The following is a 16,264-nucleotide window of genomic DNA, read 5'->3' on the forward strand; positions in this document are numbered from 1 at the left end:
CCACCACCCCACTCCCACCCCCCCTCTTGCTTAGCTCTATCCGGTTCGCCGCGCCCCCCCGGTGTGTGTGGTGGGGGCGCACAAGACGCGGGGGGGCGGCGCCGCCCCCCCCCCCTCCCCCCAATGTTGCTGGATCTGGTTACTCGAAGGCGGTCGTGAAGACCCGGACCTTGTAGAACTCGGCACCCGTACGGGTCTTAGCCTCGGTCGCCGTACCGTTGGCGTCGAAGAACTGCACAGTCGGGCTGCCCCAGGTGCGGGAACCGGTGTTGTCAGCGCGTACCCAGGCGCGCTCGCCACCGGAGTGGTTGACGTACGCCTTGACCCGGGTCGTACCGGAGATCTTCGTCAGGGCGAAGGTGGTGGTGTCGACCGAGTAGACCCCGGTGGTGTGGGTGATGAAGAGCGTGTTCGGATCGGTGTACGACGCGAACAGGTCGTGGCCCATGTTGGGTGTCACCACCCCGTCGGAGTTGGTGTACGTACCGATGTTGATCGTGCCGATCGCGGTGAGCCGGGTGTCGCGGTAGGTCCCGGTGATGCGGTAGCGGACGAGTTTGCCCTCGCCGATTGCCCAGAGGTACTGGTTGGTCGGGTCGTAGAGCACTCCGTGCGCACCCGGGAGGTTGATGGTCTGCACCTGGGCGAGGGTGCTCGGCTTGCTGATGGCGGTCGGGGAGTACAGCGTCAGGTAGCCGCCGGAGCTGGCGACCACAATGGATCCGTTGTCCGGGATCCGCTCGATCGAGTGCGGGTTGCCGCCGGGGCTGGCCTGCCACAGGATGTCGGCGGTGGTGGCCTTCTTCTGGCCGTCCTTGACGTCGATGATGGCGGCCTTGCCGCCGGAGGCGGTGACCAGGGCGACCGTGCCGAAGGCTGCGGTGCCCCGGAACTTCACGCCGGAGAGGTTCTGCCAGGCGCCGCTGGTGGTGCCGGGTGTGAACTGCCAGTGCAGGTTGGCGTCGGTCCAGTCCACGTTCCGGTTCCAGACCATCACCCGGTTGCTGACCTGTTCGGTGGTGGCCAGGTAGTAGTCGTCGGCCGCAGCGGCGGGCGATGCCGCGACCAGGACGGTGGTGGCTGCCGTCGCGAGCCCTACCAATCCGGCCAGTACGGTTCTGCGCATCTGTGTTCCCCCATGTGTCGCGCTGTTCGGGACAGCGTCTTGGCGGGTGGCCTATTGGTAAATAATCTACATGTATGCATTTCAGATGGAAGCCTTCCTTCATCGCCGCGACGGTGCTGGCCACGGTGGTCACCACCACCGTGCTGGCCACCCCAGCGGCAGCCGCCGACGTCCGGCTGAGCCAGGTGACCGACCGCAGCGCCAGCGCCTTCACACTGACCCCGGACTTCAGCCTGACCAGCTACGCGAACGCGCTGGCCACCCGGATCGGCGCGGACAACGTCGCGACCGTCCTGGACACCGCCAACCGCTCGGTCACCTCCTGCAACAGCAGCCAGCTACTGGGACAGCCGCAGCACTACGCCCGGACCGACATCCCGCTCGCCGCCAACCAGATCATCAGCTCGTCTGACCGGTTCTGCTGGAACGCCGAGGACAGCAGCGTCAAGCACTGGATGCCACAAGGCATCACCGGCTCCTCGGACGCTGACGACGACCACCTCTGGGGTGACGACAAGGCGATGGTCGTCGCCTGGCACTACTCGGCCACCATCGCTGGCACGTCGTACGACAAGGGTGCCCGGATCTCGATGGTCGACCGGAACACCGGCAAGTACCGCCACGTCCTGCTGGTGGAGCCGACCAAGACCAGCACGCCCAACTACAAGGCGATGGGCATCCACGCCGGGGGCATCGCCTGGGCCGGCAACTACCTCTACGTCACCGACACCGCCGTCGGCATCCGGGTTTTCGACATGCGCAAGTTCCTCTGGGTGGACGCCGCCAACGGCAACCAGGTCGGCCTGGTCAACGGCGTCTACAAGGGACACGGCTACTCGTACGTCCTGCCGCAGATCGGCGTCTACAAGCAGGCCAACATCCAGAGTTCCTGCGTACCGGCGACCTCGTCGCTTTGCTTCTCGTCGTTGACGCTGGACCGCAGCACCACCCCGGACACCCTGGTGGTGGGCGAATACCGCAACAACGTCGACACCGCCAACCTGGACGTGGTGGGTGGCCGGGTGGTGCGCTACCCGGTCGACGCCTCGACCCGGCAACTCACCCTCACCTCCGGCAAGGCGGTGCCCCGGGACGCGGTCACCATCCCCAAGTCGAACATCCAGGGCGTGCAGACCTGGAACGACACCTACTACCTGGGCCGCTCGTCGGCCGACAAGCACAGCTTCCTCTTCACCGGCCCACGCGACGTGTCGATGAAGACGTGGAGTTGGGGCGTCGGCGGTGAGGACCTCTACCACGAGCACAGCGGTACGGGCAGCACCATGAGTGCCGGCAAGGTCTGGACCGCCACCGAGCACTACGTCGACCCGAACGGCGCGGTGATCGACAAGCGGGTGGTCTTCGCCGTACCGCTGTCGCAGACGTTCTAGACCGCGTCAGGTGACCGGTTGGCACGCGCCGAGCGCCGCCAACCGGTCACCGACCCGGGCCACCGCGTCCGCGTCACCGATCTCACTGAACAGCCGATACGCCGCGCGAAGCTGGTGTACGGCGGCTGCGGTCCGATGCAGCTCACCGAGGCGGACCAGCATCTGCGCCGCCTGCCACCGATCGCCGAGCGCCCAACTCGTGTCGAGTGCTCGGCGGTAGCAGTTCGTCGCCTCGTCCGACTGGCCGGCGTCCCGGTGCAGGTCACCGAGGGTGCAGAGGGTGAAGCGCAACCCGTCGCGGTTGCCCGCCGCCTCCTGCAACGACACCGCCTGCCGCAGGTGCTGGGCCGCCTCGGTGAACTCCCCACGTTGTCGGTGGATGTCACCGAGGTTGGTCAGGCTGTACGCCTGCCCCCGTCGGTCGTCCACCACCCGGAACAGCGCCAGCGCCGCCAGGTGCCGGTCGATCGCCTCGGCGAAGCGACCCAGGCGGTCGTACGTCACCCCGAGGTTGTTCAGGTTCCAGGCGGCCAGGTGCTCGGCTTCGGTGCCGAGGAACAGCTCAGCCGCCCGCAGATGGCACTCCAACGCCTGGTCGAACTCCCCGATGTCGTCGTACGCGGCACCGAGGCCGTTGCGTACGATCGCCTCGCCCACCCGGTCGCCGAGGCGTGCCGCTGAGTCGACGCCGATCCGGTGGCTGGCGATCCAGTCGCCCCAGTGTTTGCTGATGTTGAAATAGGCGAGCGACGTGGCAGCGATCCGCCAGGCCAGGTCGTGCTCCCCGGTCCCGGCCGCGGTCGCGACCAGTGCCACCAGTGCGGACCGCTCCGCGTCGTACCAGGCCAACGCGTCACCGCCTGCAGCGAAGACGACCTCCGGCCCGGTGGCGGCCCGGCCGATCGGCAGTTCGGCAAGCTGCGGGACCAGTACGCGCCGCGCGGCCACCGCAGTGTGCAGATACCAGGTGAGTACGCGCCGCAGCGCCGCCTGCCGTACCGCCGGGTCCTCGTCCTCGGCGACCCGTTCGGCGGCGTACGCCCGCAGCAGGTCGTGCATACCGAACCGGCCCTCGTGCACCTCCTCGATCAGATGCGCGCGGGTCAACGTCTGGATCGATCGCCGGATGGTCCGCTGGTCACTGCCGGTCAGCGCGGCGAGTACGGCGGCTGTCGCGTCGAAGGAGAGCAGGCCCATCAGCCGGAAGAGCCCGGCCGCCTCGGCGGACAGTTGGCGGTACGACCAGGAGAAGACGGCCCGGATGTCGGTGTGCGGATCGGCGCCGGTGTCGAGGACGTCGAGCCGTCCGATCGGGCCGCCGAGATCGTCCACCACGTCCGCGAGGCGCAGCCCGTTGCGCATCCGGATGGACTCGGCCGCGATCCGCAGCGCCAACGGGAGGCGGGCACACCGGTCGACCAGGGCGTACGTCGCCTCCGGGCTGGCCCGGTCGCCGAGCAGCGTCCGTACCAGCTGGGTCGCCTCGGCGGGGGCGAGCCGGTCGAGGCCGATGCGGTACGCCCCGTCCCGGACGACCAGCCCCGCCAGGGAGTCCCGACTCGTCACCAGTACGAAGCAGGAGCGGCTGCCGGGTAGCAGCGGTCGTACCTGCTCCACGCTCTGGGCGTTGTCCAGCACCACGAGCATCCGGCGGCCGTCGACCAGGGACCGGAACCGGGCGGCCTGCTCGACCACGCCGACCGGGATGGCCGATGCGTCCAGCCCGAGCGCCCGCAGGAACCCGGACAACGCGTCCTCCACCGAGACCGGGTTGCCGGGGCCGTAGCCGTGCAGGTCGACGTAGAGCTGCCCGTCGGGAAATCCCCGACGGTGGTGGTGCGCCCAGCGGATCGCGAGCGCGGTCTTGCCTGCACCGGCCGTTCCAGCGAGCACGACGACCGGCACCGGCCCGCTGTTGTCTGGCACCTGGTCGTCGCCGCCTGCGGTCGACCACAGCGTGTCGAGCATGGACAACTCATCCGCACGGCCGACGAAGTGGGGCGCGTCCCGAGGTAGTTGCGCTGGTGTCGTTCGCCGGCCGACCTCGATCGCAGCCGGCCCGGACGCGGGAGTAGCCGTGAGCGGCTCACCGTCGAGGATCAGCGCCTCCAACTGGCGTAACTCCGTACCGGGCTCCAGCCCCAACTCGTCGACGAAGGCGGTCCGGGCACTCTGGTACGCCGCCAGCGCGTCGGCCCGACGACCGGTCGCGTACAGGGCGGTGACGAGTAGCTGCTGGCACCGTTCCCGCAGCGGATGCCGGCGTACCAGGTCGGTCAGCTCGGTCACCACGGCAGCCGCGCGGCCGCAGTCGATCTCCGCTTCGTAGAGGTGTTCGGTGGCGATCAGCCTTCGCTCGATCAGCCGGGCCGACTCGTCGGCGAGGACCGGAACGTCCAGCCCGGCGAAGGGCGTACCCCGCCAGAGGTCGAGCGCCCGGTGGAGAAGTTTGGCCCGCTCATGTGGGTCGTCGAGCCGGGTTGCCTCGTCGAGGAGGGACTCGAACCGTGGGGCGTCCACCTCGTCCACGAGTGCGACCAAGCGGTAGCTGTCCCGACCGAACCGGATCCGGTCCGGGTCGCCGAGCACCCGGCGCAGCTTGTGTACGTGCTGGTGGAGCTTCTGCCCGGTCCGCCGGTCCGGCGCGCTCCACAACGCTTCGACCAGCACGTCCACCGGCACCTCGACGTTGGGCTGGGACGCCAGGACGCCGAGCAGGATGCTCTGCAACCTGCCGGCCACCGGCAGAGTTCGGTCCGCGTCGCGGACCCGGACCGGGCCAAGTACCTCGAAGTCCATCCGCCCCCGTTCCTTGCCGTGCACGACCGGACAAAGCAGCAGCGAAGTGGGAGGGAAGTCGTCCGATCCATCGTGATGTGACCGCATCCCACGTACCGGCCGGTGGGTCGAAGCTACCCGGCCGTGTCCAGCCCAGAGGAGCACACATATGCGTAGACGACGTCGCGGCCTGCTGGGGGTCGCCATAGCTGGTCTTACTGTCCTCGCGTCGTTCCTGGTCGCCCCGACTCCCGCTCAGGCGTACGGCTACCTCACCATCAAGACCGCCAGGATCTATACCAACGAGGGGTGTAGCCGGGCCGGCGACGGGGTGATGCTGCCGGTCACCCGGGTCTCCGGTGGCTGCATGCTCTACGACAGCGCCGACAACACGTTCTTCCAGCAGGATGCCGGCGGCATCGCGATGAAGTTCGAGCTGCACGACAGCAACGGCATGGTCGGCAAGGTGGAGTTCCACCCGTACGACGAGAAGGTGTACGTCTACGACACCCGCAACGACGGGGACGCCATCTACGTCAGGACCAGGGTCGAGGGGGGCAGCCTACGCGGCCCGTACAGCCCGACGGGTACCAGTAACCCGATCGACTACGTGGTGATCGACCACGACGTGGCCGAAGGCGCGAAGTTCTACGTGTACATCTACGACGAAGCCGACAGCGCCCCCATCATCTCCATGTACGGCATCGCCTAGTTACTGCCAGGGTGTGGTGGCCCGCTACCGGGGGGAGCGGGCCACCGTGCCATCGGCGGTTACCCTGCGGCCCGGATCAGCCAGCGTGATGTGCAGGTCAGGCGGGAAGATCGAACTCGCCGTGCTTGAGGCCGGCGAGGAAGGCGCCCCAGCCACCGTCGGCGAAGACCAGGATCGGCCCGCCACGGTCCTTGCTGTCGCGTACGGCGTACCGCCCACTGCCGTCGCGCACCGACCCGGCCTCGACGCAGTTGCCGCTGCCGTTTCCGCTGCGGGTGCTGACGTGCCAGGCCACCATGCCCAGTGGGGTCGACTCGGGTGGGGTTGCTGCCGCCATGTCGCTCACTCCAGACGTGCTTCCAGATCGAAGAAGAAGCGCTGGACGGCACCGTTGCGCAGCGCCGCGCCGCGTAGCCGATTGTATGTCTGGAAGAGCTTGTCTGCCTTCTCGCCTTCGACCACGATGGTGCCGGCCACCGTGGAGATGCAGCCGGCGGTGGGATAGGGCCGGCGCATCCGGAAGGCGTCGAAAGTGCTATCAGGGCTGGCGTGTGCGCCGGCCGAGGCGGGCAGCACCATGATTTCGACGTTCGGCCAGCCGGCCATGCTGCGCAAATGGGCGAGTTGCTCCTTCATCACCTTGGGACCGCCGACCAGTCGACGCAGCGCACCCTCGTCGATGACAGTGGAGAGCCTGACCGGAGCATCCTGACTCAGCAGTTGTTGTCGGGTCACGCGCAGCTCGACGAATCGGGCGATCTGCTCCTCGGTCACGTCCTCGTGTGCGGCGCGGATAACCGCTTCGGCGTACTCCCGGGTTTGTAGCAGGCCGGGGATCACGCTGACCTGGAACGAGCTGATCTGGGTTGCCCGGCTCTCCAGCCAGATCCAGTCGATCAGCGAGCCAGCGACGTTGCCGTTGAACCCGTCCCACCAGCCCTTCTGCCAGACGTCCTGGGCCATCGTCTTCAGGTCGTCGCGACGCTTCGGGTCGTCGATGCCGCAGATGTCGAGGTAGGCGAGCACCTCGGGCAGTCGGGCCGCGACAAGCCCGGACTCCATCCGACTGACCGTGGCGGCGTTGCGGTTGATGTAGTCCCCGACGTCCCTGAGGGTCAGCCTGGCTGCTTCGCGCATCGACCGAAGCTGCTGCCCGATCCACTGTGCGCGCAGCGTCGCTGCTTGCTCGTTCGGCATGACGGTTCTCCCTTCCGACTCCACACAGGATCGCCCAAGAAAACCGTGATCGCAATATTGCATCTTGTCGAATGTTGGCCCATGCTGTGCGTGTAGCTCTGATTGCCCTCCGTAGTCGTAAGGATCTTCCTTGCGCTTGTCTGACCCCGGTGCGCGCTGACCCGAGAGCGCGCACCGGTACGACTGGGCGGGCGTACGAGTCGCGCCACAGCACGGGCACCGCCGTCCGTACGTCCCCACGGATGGCGAACCCGGCGCGGCCGTACGCCCGCCCCTCCTGGTGAGGGGTACCAACAGATGTCTGTCCACCGGTCCAGAGCGCGAGCCGAGACCGAGGCCGCGTACGAGATCCTCACCGCGCATGTGCCCGACCGGGAGACCGGGCTCTGCCAGGTATGCCTGAGCCCGGCCCCCTGTTCGTCCGCCAACGCGGCTGCCAACCGGCTTGTCGACCTCGGGCTTCCAGTGCTCACGCCGGTCCTGTCCCGGTGGCGGCTGACCCAACTGCGGCGCTGGCTCGCCCCACATCGGCGGGGCACCTTGCGTCCGGCACCGCTGCTCACCTGGGTGTGGCGTCGTCACCCCGGCCCGAGGGCGGACTGATGCAGCTCAGTTTCGACCCCGACGACCCGCCCGCCGAACCGCCGCCCGACTGTCTGCTGCCCACCATCTGGCGCATGTCGTACGCGTTGTACCAGGCCCATCAGCTTGCCGAGGGTGACCTGTGCCGGTGTGGGACGCGCTATCCCTGTGCCGGCCGCCGGGCGATGCGGCGCGGTCTCCTCGAAGCGTGTGGTCTGGCGGTACGGTCACCGCGTACCGACCTGCTCGACGCGTGGCGCGGTAGTGGTTGACCAGTGCCCAGGCATCATGACCATGCGCCGGCTGCGGTGGCCCGAGTGACGTAGCTGTTGAAGTCGATCGGGTCACGGCCGATGAGTTGCCGCACCGTGTCGGTCGGCTCGGCGAGATAGCCGGCGCGCATGCCCGCGAACATGACGTTGAGTGCCGTGGCGACGTCCTCCGGGCAACCCTCCGCAAGTAGTTCGCTGTGGTACTCCTCCGGCGTCAACTCCACGTACTGGATGGATCGCCCGGTCGCCTCGGCGATTGTCGCCACCGCCGCGCCGAAGGTGAGCGCATGCGGGCCGGACAGGTCGTACACCTGCCCCTGATGGCCGTCGGAGGTCAACAGCATCGCGGCGACATCAGCAATGTCCCGGGTGTCGATGAACGGTTCCGGCGTGGCACCGATGGGCAGGGCCAGCCGGCCATCGAGCAGCGGTTGACGCCATACGTCCTCATCGAAGTTCTGGTTGAAGTTGTTCGCGCGGATGATCGTCCAGTCTGCACCGGAGTCGCGCACCGCCTGCTCTGCGGCGACCATGCTCGGGGAGAAGTCCCCGAGCTTGTCGAGGCCCCGTCCGGAGAGCGCCACGAACCGGCCGACGCCCAGCTTCACCGCCTGCGTCACGAAGTCGTTGGCCGCAGCCGGGTCCTCGGGAGCGATGAGATAGACCGCCGAAGCTCCCGCCATGGCCGACTGCCAGGTGCTCGGCTGCTTCCAGTCGAATCGCATTTCACCCGAGCGTGACGCCGGCCGTACGGACCTGCCCATCGCCCGCAGCGTGCGCACCAGCCGACGCCCGGTCTTGCCAGTTCCACCAAGAACGAGGATCTCGTTCGCATCGTTTGTCATGATCACGAGTCAACCGGCCCGACTGCTGACCGCACATGGCTGGTCGTACGCGGAGCATGTGTGATCGTCCGCGACCTACTGTGCTGCCATGGACCTGTTCGACAGTCTGCTACGCAACGTACGCGCGGAGGGGGCTGCCTTCGGCCGGTCGGTGCTGTCGCCGTCATCGGCGCTGCGGTTCACCGATGGGGCACCCCTGACGCTCTGTGTGCCGATGCGGGGTGAGGGGTGGATCGTCCACCCGGAACGCGAAAAACCCCTTCTGGTGGGGGTCGGCGAGGCGGTCGTGGTGCGGGGACCAGAACCGTTCGTCTTCGCCGCCGAGCCCCGGTCGAGCTTTCGTGCCGACGAACTGCGGGATGTCAGCTGCGGCCAGTCGCTGGTGGCCCAGCCTCAGCCCTTGGACCCGGACCCGGACCCGGCCGAGCAGATGGTGCTGTTGGCGGGGGCGTACCACGTCCAGGGCCAAGCGCCGCAGTGGCTACTTCGGGTGCTTCCGCCGCTGCTGGTCGTACCGGATGCGCACGACTGTTCCTCACTCCGTGCCTACCTGGACTTCCAACTCGGCGGGTGCCGCCCCGGTCGGCAGATCGTGCTGGATCGTCTGCTGGACTGGCTGCTGGTCTGCACGATCCGGGACTGGTTCGACCAGCCGGGCGCCGAGGCTCCCCGCTGGTATCGGGCGTTGAGCGACGACACGGTGGGGCCGGTGCTTCGCGCCATGCACGACGCGCCGGGTGAGCCGTGGACGCTCGCCTCCCTGGCGATCAGGGCCGGGGTGTCCCGTACGACGCTGGCCAAGCGGTTCACCGAGTTGGTGGGCGAGCCGCCGCTGACCTACCTGACCAGGTGGCGGATGACGCTGGCCGCCGACATGCTGGCCGAGTCCACCGCGACGGTCGCCGCCGTCGCACGTCGGCTCGGGTACGCGGATGCCTTCGGCTTCAGCGCGGCCTTCAAGCGGACCTACGGGACGAGCCCCAGCGAGCATCGCCAGGCCGGCACGGTGTCTCAGGAACAATGGTCGGATGCACTGGGCCGTGATCGACTCGCTGATCGGTGAATTCTCGATAGCCACCGATGAGACCGGGGTGTGCGGAGCGAACTTCGGGCCGGTCGAGACGGTCACGGAGGTGCCCGACGAGCGGCTGGCGACGGCCGTCGCGCAACTGCGGGCGTACTTCGCTGGTGAGCTGACCGAGTTCACCGTGCCGCTGTCGGTGCGGCGCGGGTCGGATTTCGAGCGGGCCGTCTGGGGCGAGATGACCAAGATCCCGTACGGCGAGACGCGCACCTACGGGGAGGTGGCGAAGGCGCTCGGCGATCCCGGAGCAGCTCGGGCGGTCGGCGTCGCCTGTAACCGCAACCCGATCCCGGTGATCGTGCCGTGCCATCGGATCGTCGGTGCGGGCGGCAAGCTCGTCGGTTTTGGGGGCGGCTTGCCCCGCAAGCGCAAGCTGCTCGAACTCGAAGCCGGGGTGGCCCTACGACGTGCGTGGTTGGGTTGACGGCAACCACACCGTCGCCGTACCTGAAGATGCTGGGCTGAAACGACGCGAGGGCCGGGTCCGTACGGACCCGGCCCTCGGCGACGATGCGTCTGGGATCAGCGCTCGACGGTGCCGGCGATGAAGTCCTCCACGGACTGCCGGGCGGCGTCGTCGGCCCGCTGCTCCGGCGGCGACTTCATGAAGTACGACGCGGCGGAGAGGATCGGGCCACCGATGCCCCGGTCCTTGGCGATCTTCGCGGCGCGAACGGCGTCGATGATGATGCCGGCCGAGTTCGGCGAGTCCCACACCTCAAGCTTGTATTCCAGGTTCAGCGGCACGTCACCGAAGGCGCGCCCCTCCAGCCGGACGTACGCCCACTTGCGGTCGTCGAGCCACTGCACGTAGTCGGACGGCCCGATGTGAACGTTCCGGCTGCTCAGCTCGGTCTCGATGTTGCTGGTGACCGCCTGGGTCTTCGAGATCTTCTTCGACTCCAGCCGCTCCCGTTCGAGCATGTTCTTGAAGTCCATGTTGCCGCCGACGTTGAGCTGGTAGGTGCGGTCCAGCTGAACGCCCCGGTCCTCGAAGAGCTTGGCCAGCACCCGGTGGGTGATGGTCGCGCCCACCTGGGACTTGATGTCGTCACCGACGATCGGCACCCCGGCGTCGGTGAACTTCTGTGCCCACTCCGGGTCGGAGGCGATGAAGACCGGCAGCGCGTTCACGAAGGCGACCTTCGCGTCGATGGCGCACTGCGCGTAGAACTTGTCGGCCTCCTCGGAGCCCACCGGCAGGTAGGAGACGAGTACGTCGACCTGGGCGTCCTTGAGCGCCTGGACGACGTCCACCGGCTTCTGGTCGGACTCCTGGATGGTCTGGAGGTAGTACTTGCCGAGCCCGTCGAAGGTCGGCCCGCGCTGCACGGTCACGCCGGTCGGCGGTACGTCGCAGAGCTTGATGGTGTTGTTCTCGCTGGCAACGATCGCCTCAGCGAGGTCCATGCCCACCTTCTTGGCGTCCACATCGAACGCCGCGACAAACTCCACGTCCGAGACGTGGTAGTCGCCGAAGGTAACGTGCATGAGACCCGGAACGCGGTCGTGGGGGTCGGCATTGCGGTAGTACTCCACGCCCTGGACCAGGGACGAGGCGCAGTTCCCGACACCGACGATGGCGACGCGGACGGAGCCCATCGCGTTTGCCTCCTTCTTGTTCATCACGGCCGCTCCGGTTGGTTCCTGGACCGTCCAGGCGGATGCGGACTGCTTACTACTTTTTTTGCGGTTTGCGCGGCTTACTTCTCCTGCGGCTCCTGCGGTGTGCCGAGGTCGCCGGTTGGCGTGGTGTGCTCCCCAGCCCGCAGACCGTGCTCCCCGGTGGGCCCGGTCGCGGCAAGTCGCGCGCCGCCGAAGCCGGTGTTGGGGGCGCGGCCGGAGCGCTCGTTGGCGATGAGTTCCTCCAGCCAACGGACTTCCCGCTCACAGGCATCCAGCCCATGACGTTGCAGTTCGAGGGTGTACGCGTCGAGACGCTCGGCCGCGCGACCCAACACGTCCCGGAGCCCTTCCCGGCGCTCCTCGATCGTGCGGCGGCGACCCTCCAGGATCCGCAGCCGGGTCGCCTGGTCGGTACGGGAGAAGAACGCGAAGTGCACCCCGAAGCCGGTGTCGTCGTACGTCTCTGGGCCGGTCTGGGCGATCAGCTCGGCGAACCGTTCCTTGCCCTCCGCGGTGATCTTGTAGACCACCCGGCCACGTCGGCTGGTGAGCGCCGGCACCTCATCGGCGTCGGCCGGCGTCTCGGCGGCCTCGGCGATCCACCCGGCTGCCTGCAGCCGGCGCAGGGTCGGATAGAGCGAGCCGTAGCTGATCGCTGCCCGGATCGCGCCCAGTTTCGCGGCGAGTTCCTTGCGTAGTTCGTAGCCGTGCATCGGAGACTCTTGCAGGAGGCCGAGGATGGCAAGTTCGAGCACTGAACTCCCCTCCCTGTACCCACTGCCGGGGCGGTGCAACCGCCGCGATGTATCGGACCGATACATCGCACGCTAGACCGGAAGGCGGCCGAGGGCAAACCGCCACTCCGCGCAAATTCTGTTACGGAACGTGACGGCGGTCGCCTCGCCGGTTCTGAGCGCGTACCCTTGCGCGCATGCGCACGCAGCGACAGGTGGTCGATTACTCGCTTCAGAAGCGAGCGCTGCTGCGTGAGGTTTTCTCTGGCCGAGTCGGCACCTATGAAGTGTGCGACGCCTCTCCGTACCTGAAGAATGCTGCTCGATTCCATGGCGAGCCGACCGAGGAGAGATGCCCTGTCTGTCGTCAGGATAATCTCACCCACGTCCATTACATCTATGGGGATGAGCTCAAGCAGTCAGCTGGTCAGGCCCGCGCGATTGCCGAATTGTCGCTGCTGGCGATGACCCTGCGTGAGTTCCAGGTCTTTGTGGTGGAGGTGTGCCGCAGTTGTAACTGGAATCATCTGGTCGAGCAGTTCCTGCTCGGGCGGGACGGGTTGACCGGCGACGCTGGTGAGACGCAGGACGGCTTCGAGGCCGCCTCGTCCGAAGCCGTCACCGGTGGATCCGCTACTAGACGAAGGCGTGAGGCTCAACGGTGATCCCGGCACCTCCGGTGGACCTTGCGGCCTCCCGTTCAGCAAAGGGCACGCGCCAGGCCATCGATCGGATCAATTTGACGACTTCGATGTGGCAGCCTTGGTTCGATGGATCTGGCTCAGCGCGTGGCCTAACTCACGGCAACCCGGTGGTATCGAAGGCGTATCCCACCGCGACCGGCAGGGTGTGACAAATGAACTCGAACGGCGATCCCAGTTCCCCGCGGGGGCGGGCCCGGATACCGGGCCCCAACGGTGATCAGGGGCCAACGGCGGACGACTCCTATCAACGTCGCGGCCCCGATGGCCCAGGGCCGCAGTGGCAGTCACCGGAGAACGGCCCCGGCGCTGGACGGAGTGGCGGTGGTGATCGGCCTGCCACCTCCGGTCCGGGCCGACCGGCATCCGGATCGAGCGGACGTGCCTCGGTCGGCTCAGCTTCGGTTGGGTCAGCTTCGGTTGGCTCGGCGGGCGTGGGCAGCGCCTCGGGCGGCTCGGCCTCCGGCGGCTCCGCCTCCGCGGGTCGGGCCCGGGTCGGCCGCGCGTCGGTTCCTGGCCCGGCCGCGAGCCCGGATGGTGGTGGGGATGGTGCTCCCCCGACGGGCCGGCGCTCCGCCGGACGTGCCTCGGTCGGCTCGGCTGCCGTCGGGGCCGCCTCGGTAGGTGGTCGAGCCACCGTCGGGCGGGCCATGGTGCGTCCGGTCTCACCGGCCGGACCCGGCGGCTCGGACTCCACTGGGCCGGGTACCTATGGTGGCCGCGCCGGGCGTCGGGCTCGACCGAGCGACAAGCTCCCGCCGGATGCGGCCCGGAAGGCGAAACGGCGCAAGCGGCTCAACTGGGCCATCGCCTCGTTCGCGGTCTTCATCATGCTCGCCGGCATCGGGGTGGTGAGCTTCACCTACTACTCCACGAGCTTGGTGCTCCCCGACAAGATCGATATGCCCTTGGCGACCACCGTCTATGCCAACGACGGCAAGAAGGAACTGGTCAAGCTCGGCGAGCAGAATCGCACATTCGTCACCAAGGACCAGATCCCCGACTGGGTGCAGAAAGCGGTCGCCTCGGCCGAGGACCGCAACTTCTATGACCACTCGGGTGTCGACTACAAGGGCATCGTGCGGGCCGCGTGGAACAACCTCACCGGCGGCAGTCGGCAGGGTGCCTCCACGATCACCCAGCAGTACGCCCGCAACGCCTACGAAAGCCTGAACGACGACTCCTATGCCCGGAAGGTGAAGGAGGCGATCTTTGCTTCCAAACTGACCGAAGAGTTCGACAAGCCGACGATCATGCAGCACTACCTCAACATCATCCCCTTCGGCCGGGGGGCGTACGGCATCGAGGCGGCGGCGCAGACGTACTTCGGCGTGTCGGCCCAGAAGTTGACTGTCGCTCAGGCAGCTGTGCTGGCCGCGCTGATCAAGCAGCCGTACGCCGACAGCGTCAGTGGGCACAAGGGCTACGACCCCGCAGTGAACCCGGAGGTCGCGAAGGAGCGGTGGAACTACGTCCTGAACGGCATGCAGGAAAAGGGCTGGTTCCCGGCAGGCCAGGCCCGGCCGACCGACGCGGAATACCCGAAGGTCCTTCCGCTCAAGGAGGGTAACGGCCTGGGTAACGGGGTCAAGACGCCCGTAGGCAACGTGGTCAACTACGTCTACGAAGAGATGGCCGCGATGAAGCTGTGCACGCTGGGGAACGACCCGGCGAGCAAGCTGCCCAACTGTGTCACTGCGGTCAGGGAGGGTGGTTACAAGATCAAGACCACCATCAACGCGAAGATGCAGACTGCCGCCGAAGCTGCGGCCCAGCGGGCCAAGAAGAACTCGGTGCTTGCCGACCAGCCGGCCAACCTGATGGCCGCGATGGTGGCGATCAACCCGACAAACGGCCACGTGCTCGCCTACTACGGCGGGGATGACGGCACCGGTATCGACTTCGCCGGCAAGAACACCCTCAACGGAGCGTTGACCGGCGGCCACCCGCCAGGCTCCTCCTTCAAGATCTACACACTGGCGGCGGGTCTCCAGGCGGGCAAGAGCCTCCAGTCGCACTGGAAGACGGCAAACTACAAGATCCCGCAGACCGACATCACGGTCGTGAACGCCGGTCGTACCGCCTCCTGCAAGGACTGGTGCAGCCTGGAGTGGTCAACGGTCGAGTCGTACAACGTGCCGTTCTATCACCTGACCAAGGAGATCGGCGCCGACAAGGTCGTCGACATGGCCAAGGCCGCCGGCATCACCACCATGTGGAGCACCAAGGACAACGCGGCGCTGGACCTCACCAAGAAGAAGGGCAGCGATGTCTCCCCAGACCCGATCTGGGACATGGTGGCCTACGGGCAGTACCCGGTGACCGTGCTCGACCACGCCAACGGGGTGGCGACGCTGGCCAACCGGGGGAAGTACAACAAGGCCCACTTCGTGGTCTCCATCGAGCAGCAGAACGAGGCGACCGGAAAGTGGGAGAAGGTCGGCGGCGAGCAGTTGAAGCCGCAGCAGCGCATCGAGCAGCCGGTGGCCGACGAGGTCACCTCGGCGCTGACCAAGATCCCGGGCAACAGCGGACTCGCCCTCTCCGGTGGCCGGCCCTCCGCCGGTAAGACGGGCACCTGGGAGTACGCCGACACGGCGTTCAACGCGGACGCCTGGATGGTCGGCTACACCCCGCAACTCGCTACTGCCGTCTGGGTCGGTAGCAAGGACTCGAAGAAACCAATGATCAAGGACAAGAACGGTCGGAGTGTCGGCGGTGCCGGTCTGCCAGGTGAGATCTGGCAGCGGTTCATGAACGACGCCCTGAAGGGGGCGGAAGTCAAGCGCTTCTCCCCGGCCACGGGAATCGGCGACCCGAACTCCGGCAACGGGGCCTCGCCACCGCCGCCGAGCACGCCGGGTGGCGGCCAGCCGACGAACCCCAACTGCCCAGTCCCGGACCCGAACAACGCCTTCTGCAACATGATCCCGGGTGGGCCGGGGGCCACCACCAACCCGGGGAACCCGGACGACGACAACAACCGAGGGGGTAATGGCGGCGGACTGCTGCCATCACCAACACCGAGAACCCGAGAATGATCGGATGACCGTCGTAGAGGGCGGCCGGGGCGACCCGGCCGCCCTCTACGCTTTTCGGCATCCCGCAGCCGCCGCCGGCTGGCTCGACAGCGCGGGGCCCTTCTGCATACCGGTCGACCGGGTGCTTCGGGGATCAGCCGACACGGCCTGAGCCGGCCAGACGAAACCCAGCCTG

The 16,264-nt window shown here is 67.6% G+C and carries 16 protein-coding genes; 9 read left to right on the forward strand and 7 right to left on the reverse strand.

The window, feature by feature from the left end; genetic code table 11:
- Positions 1-139: 139 nt before the first annotated feature.
- The gene (locus ACWDV4_RS22085) at positions 140-1,126 is read right to left on the reverse strand and encodes a DUF6528 family protein (RefSeq protein ID WP_449981731.1); all 987 of its coding nucleotides are present in this window, start codon (positions 1,124-1,126) and stop codon (positions 140-142) included.
- 74 nt (positions 1,127-1,200) lie between these two features.
- Between ACWDV4_RS22085 and ACWDV4_RS22090 the strand changes: the two genes are divergently transcribed.
- The gene (locus ACWDV4_RS22090; RefSeq protein WP_449981733.1) at positions 1,201-2,517 is read left to right on the forward strand and encodes a hypothetical protein; all 1,317 of its coding nucleotides are present in this window, start codon (positions 1,201-1,203) and stop codon (positions 2,515-2,517) included.
- A gap of 6 nt (positions 2,518-2,523) precedes the next feature.
- Here ACWDV4_RS22090 and ACWDV4_RS22095 read toward each other — a convergent pair whose 3' ends face one another.
- Positions 2,524-5,316 carry a BTAD domain-containing putative transcriptional regulator gene (locus ACWDV4_RS22095; RefSeq protein ID WP_449981735.1) on the reverse strand — a complete coding sequence of 931 codons (2,793 nt, stop codon included), beginning with the start codon at positions 5,314-5,316 and terminating at the stop codon, positions 2,524-2,526.
- A gap of 148 nt (positions 5,317-5,464) precedes the next feature.
- Between ACWDV4_RS22095 and ACWDV4_RS22100 the strand changes: the two genes are divergently transcribed.
- Complete coding sequence (locus ACWDV4_RS22100) at positions 5,465-6,007, forward strand: hypothetical protein (protein WP_449981736.1); 543 nt, start codon at positions 5,465-5,467, stop codon at positions 6,005-6,007.
- A 97-nt stretch (positions 6,008-6,104) separates the two neighbouring features.
- On the opposite strand, the gene ACWDV4_RS22105 is transcribed toward ACWDV4_RS22100, so the two are convergent.
- Both ACWDV4_RS22105 and ACWDV4_RS22110 read right to left on the reverse strand, forming a co-directional pair.
- Complete coding sequence (locus ACWDV4_RS22105; protein WP_449981738.1) at positions 6,105-6,344, reverse strand: DUF397 domain-containing protein; 240 nt, start codon at positions 6,342-6,344, stop codon at positions 6,105-6,107.
- Between the two features lie 5 nt (positions 6,345-6,349).
- Positions 6,350-7,204 (reverse strand): helix-turn-helix domain-containing protein, encoded by an 855-nt coding sequence (locus ACWDV4_RS22110; protein WP_449981740.1) that lies wholly within the window; start codon positions 7,202-7,204, stop codon positions 6,350-6,352.
- 297 nt (positions 7,205-7,501) lie between these two features.
- On the opposite strand from ACWDV4_RS22110, the gene ACWDV4_RS22115 reads away from it, so the two are divergent.
- Entirely contained in the window at positions 7,502-7,807 is a 306-nt protein-coding gene (locus tag ACWDV4_RS22115) for a hypothetical protein (protein ID WP_449981742.1), read from the forward strand.
- Positions 7,807-8,058: a hypothetical protein gene (locus ACWDV4_RS22120; RefSeq protein ID WP_449981744.1), complete on the forward strand. Its 252-nt coding sequence runs from the start codon at positions 7,807-7,809 to the stop codon at positions 8,056-8,058. Before ACWDV4_RS22115 ends, ACWDV4_RS22120 begins: the two co-directional genes overlap by 1 nt.
- Positions 8,059-8,072: 14 nt before the next feature.
- On the opposite strand, the gene ACWDV4_RS22125 is transcribed toward ACWDV4_RS22120, so the two are convergent.
- Positions 8,073-8,903, reverse strand: a complete 831-nt coding sequence (locus tag ACWDV4_RS22125; RefSeq protein ID WP_449981746.1) for an NAD(P)H-binding protein — start codon at positions 8,901-8,903, stop codon at positions 8,073-8,075.
- An 88-nt stretch (positions 8,904-8,991) separates the two neighbouring features.
- Between ACWDV4_RS22125 and ACWDV4_RS22130 the strand changes: the two genes are divergently transcribed.
- Positions 8,992-9,966 (forward strand): AraC family transcriptional regulator, encoded by a 975-nt coding sequence (locus ACWDV4_RS22130; protein WP_449981748.1) that lies wholly within the window; start codon positions 8,992-8,994, stop codon positions 9,964-9,966.
- Complete coding sequence (locus ACWDV4_RS22135; RefSeq protein WP_449981750.1) at positions 9,932-10,411, forward strand: methylated-DNA--[protein]-cysteine S-methyltransferase; 480 nt, start codon at positions 9,932-9,934, stop codon at positions 10,409-10,411. The genes ACWDV4_RS22130 and ACWDV4_RS22135 overlap by 35 nt, the downstream gene beginning before the upstream one ends.
- Before the next feature lie 98 nt (positions 10,412-10,509).
- Here the strand turns inward: ACWDV4_RS22135 and ACWDV4_RS22140 are convergent, their stop codons facing one another.
- Both ACWDV4_RS22140 and ACWDV4_RS22145 read right to left on the reverse strand, forming a co-directional pair.
- Entirely contained in the window at positions 10,510-11,589 is a 1,080-nt protein-coding gene (locus ACWDV4_RS22140; protein WP_449981943.1) for an inositol-3-phosphate synthase, read from the reverse strand.
- Positions 11,590-11,690: 101 nt separating this feature from the next.
- Positions 11,691-12,368 (reverse strand): PadR family transcriptional regulator, encoded by a 678-nt coding sequence (locus ACWDV4_RS22145; protein ID WP_449981751.1) that lies wholly within the window; start codon positions 12,366-12,368, stop codon positions 11,691-11,693.
- Between the two features lie 176 nt (positions 12,369-12,544).
- Between ACWDV4_RS22145 and ACWDV4_RS22150 the strand changes: the two genes are divergently transcribed.
- The 3 genes from ACWDV4_RS22150 to ACWDV4_RS22160 all read left to right on the forward strand — a co-directional run bounded on the left by ACWDV4_RS22150 (position 12,545) and on the right by ACWDV4_RS22160 (position 16,240).
- The gene (locus tag ACWDV4_RS22150; protein ID WP_449981753.1) at positions 12,545-13,012 is read left to right on the forward strand and encodes a DUF5318 domain-containing protein; all 468 of its coding nucleotides are present in this window, start codon (positions 12,545-12,547) and stop codon (positions 13,010-13,012) included.
- A 191-nt stretch (positions 13,013-13,203) separates the two neighbouring features.
- Positions 13,204-16,089, forward strand: coding sequence for a transglycosylase domain-containing protein (locus ACWDV4_RS22155; protein ID WP_449981755.1), 2,886 nt, complete (start codon positions 13,204-13,206; stop codon positions 16,087-16,089).
- A 4-nt stretch (positions 16,090-16,093) separates the two neighbouring features.
- Positions 16,094-16,240, forward strand: coding sequence for a hypothetical protein (locus ACWDV4_RS22160; RefSeq protein ID WP_449981757.1), 147 nt, complete (start codon positions 16,094-16,096; stop codon positions 16,238-16,240).
- The last annotated feature ends 24 nt before the right edge of the window (positions 16,241-16,264 follow it).

This window comes from Micromonospora sp. NPDC003197, from assembly GCF_053590565.1.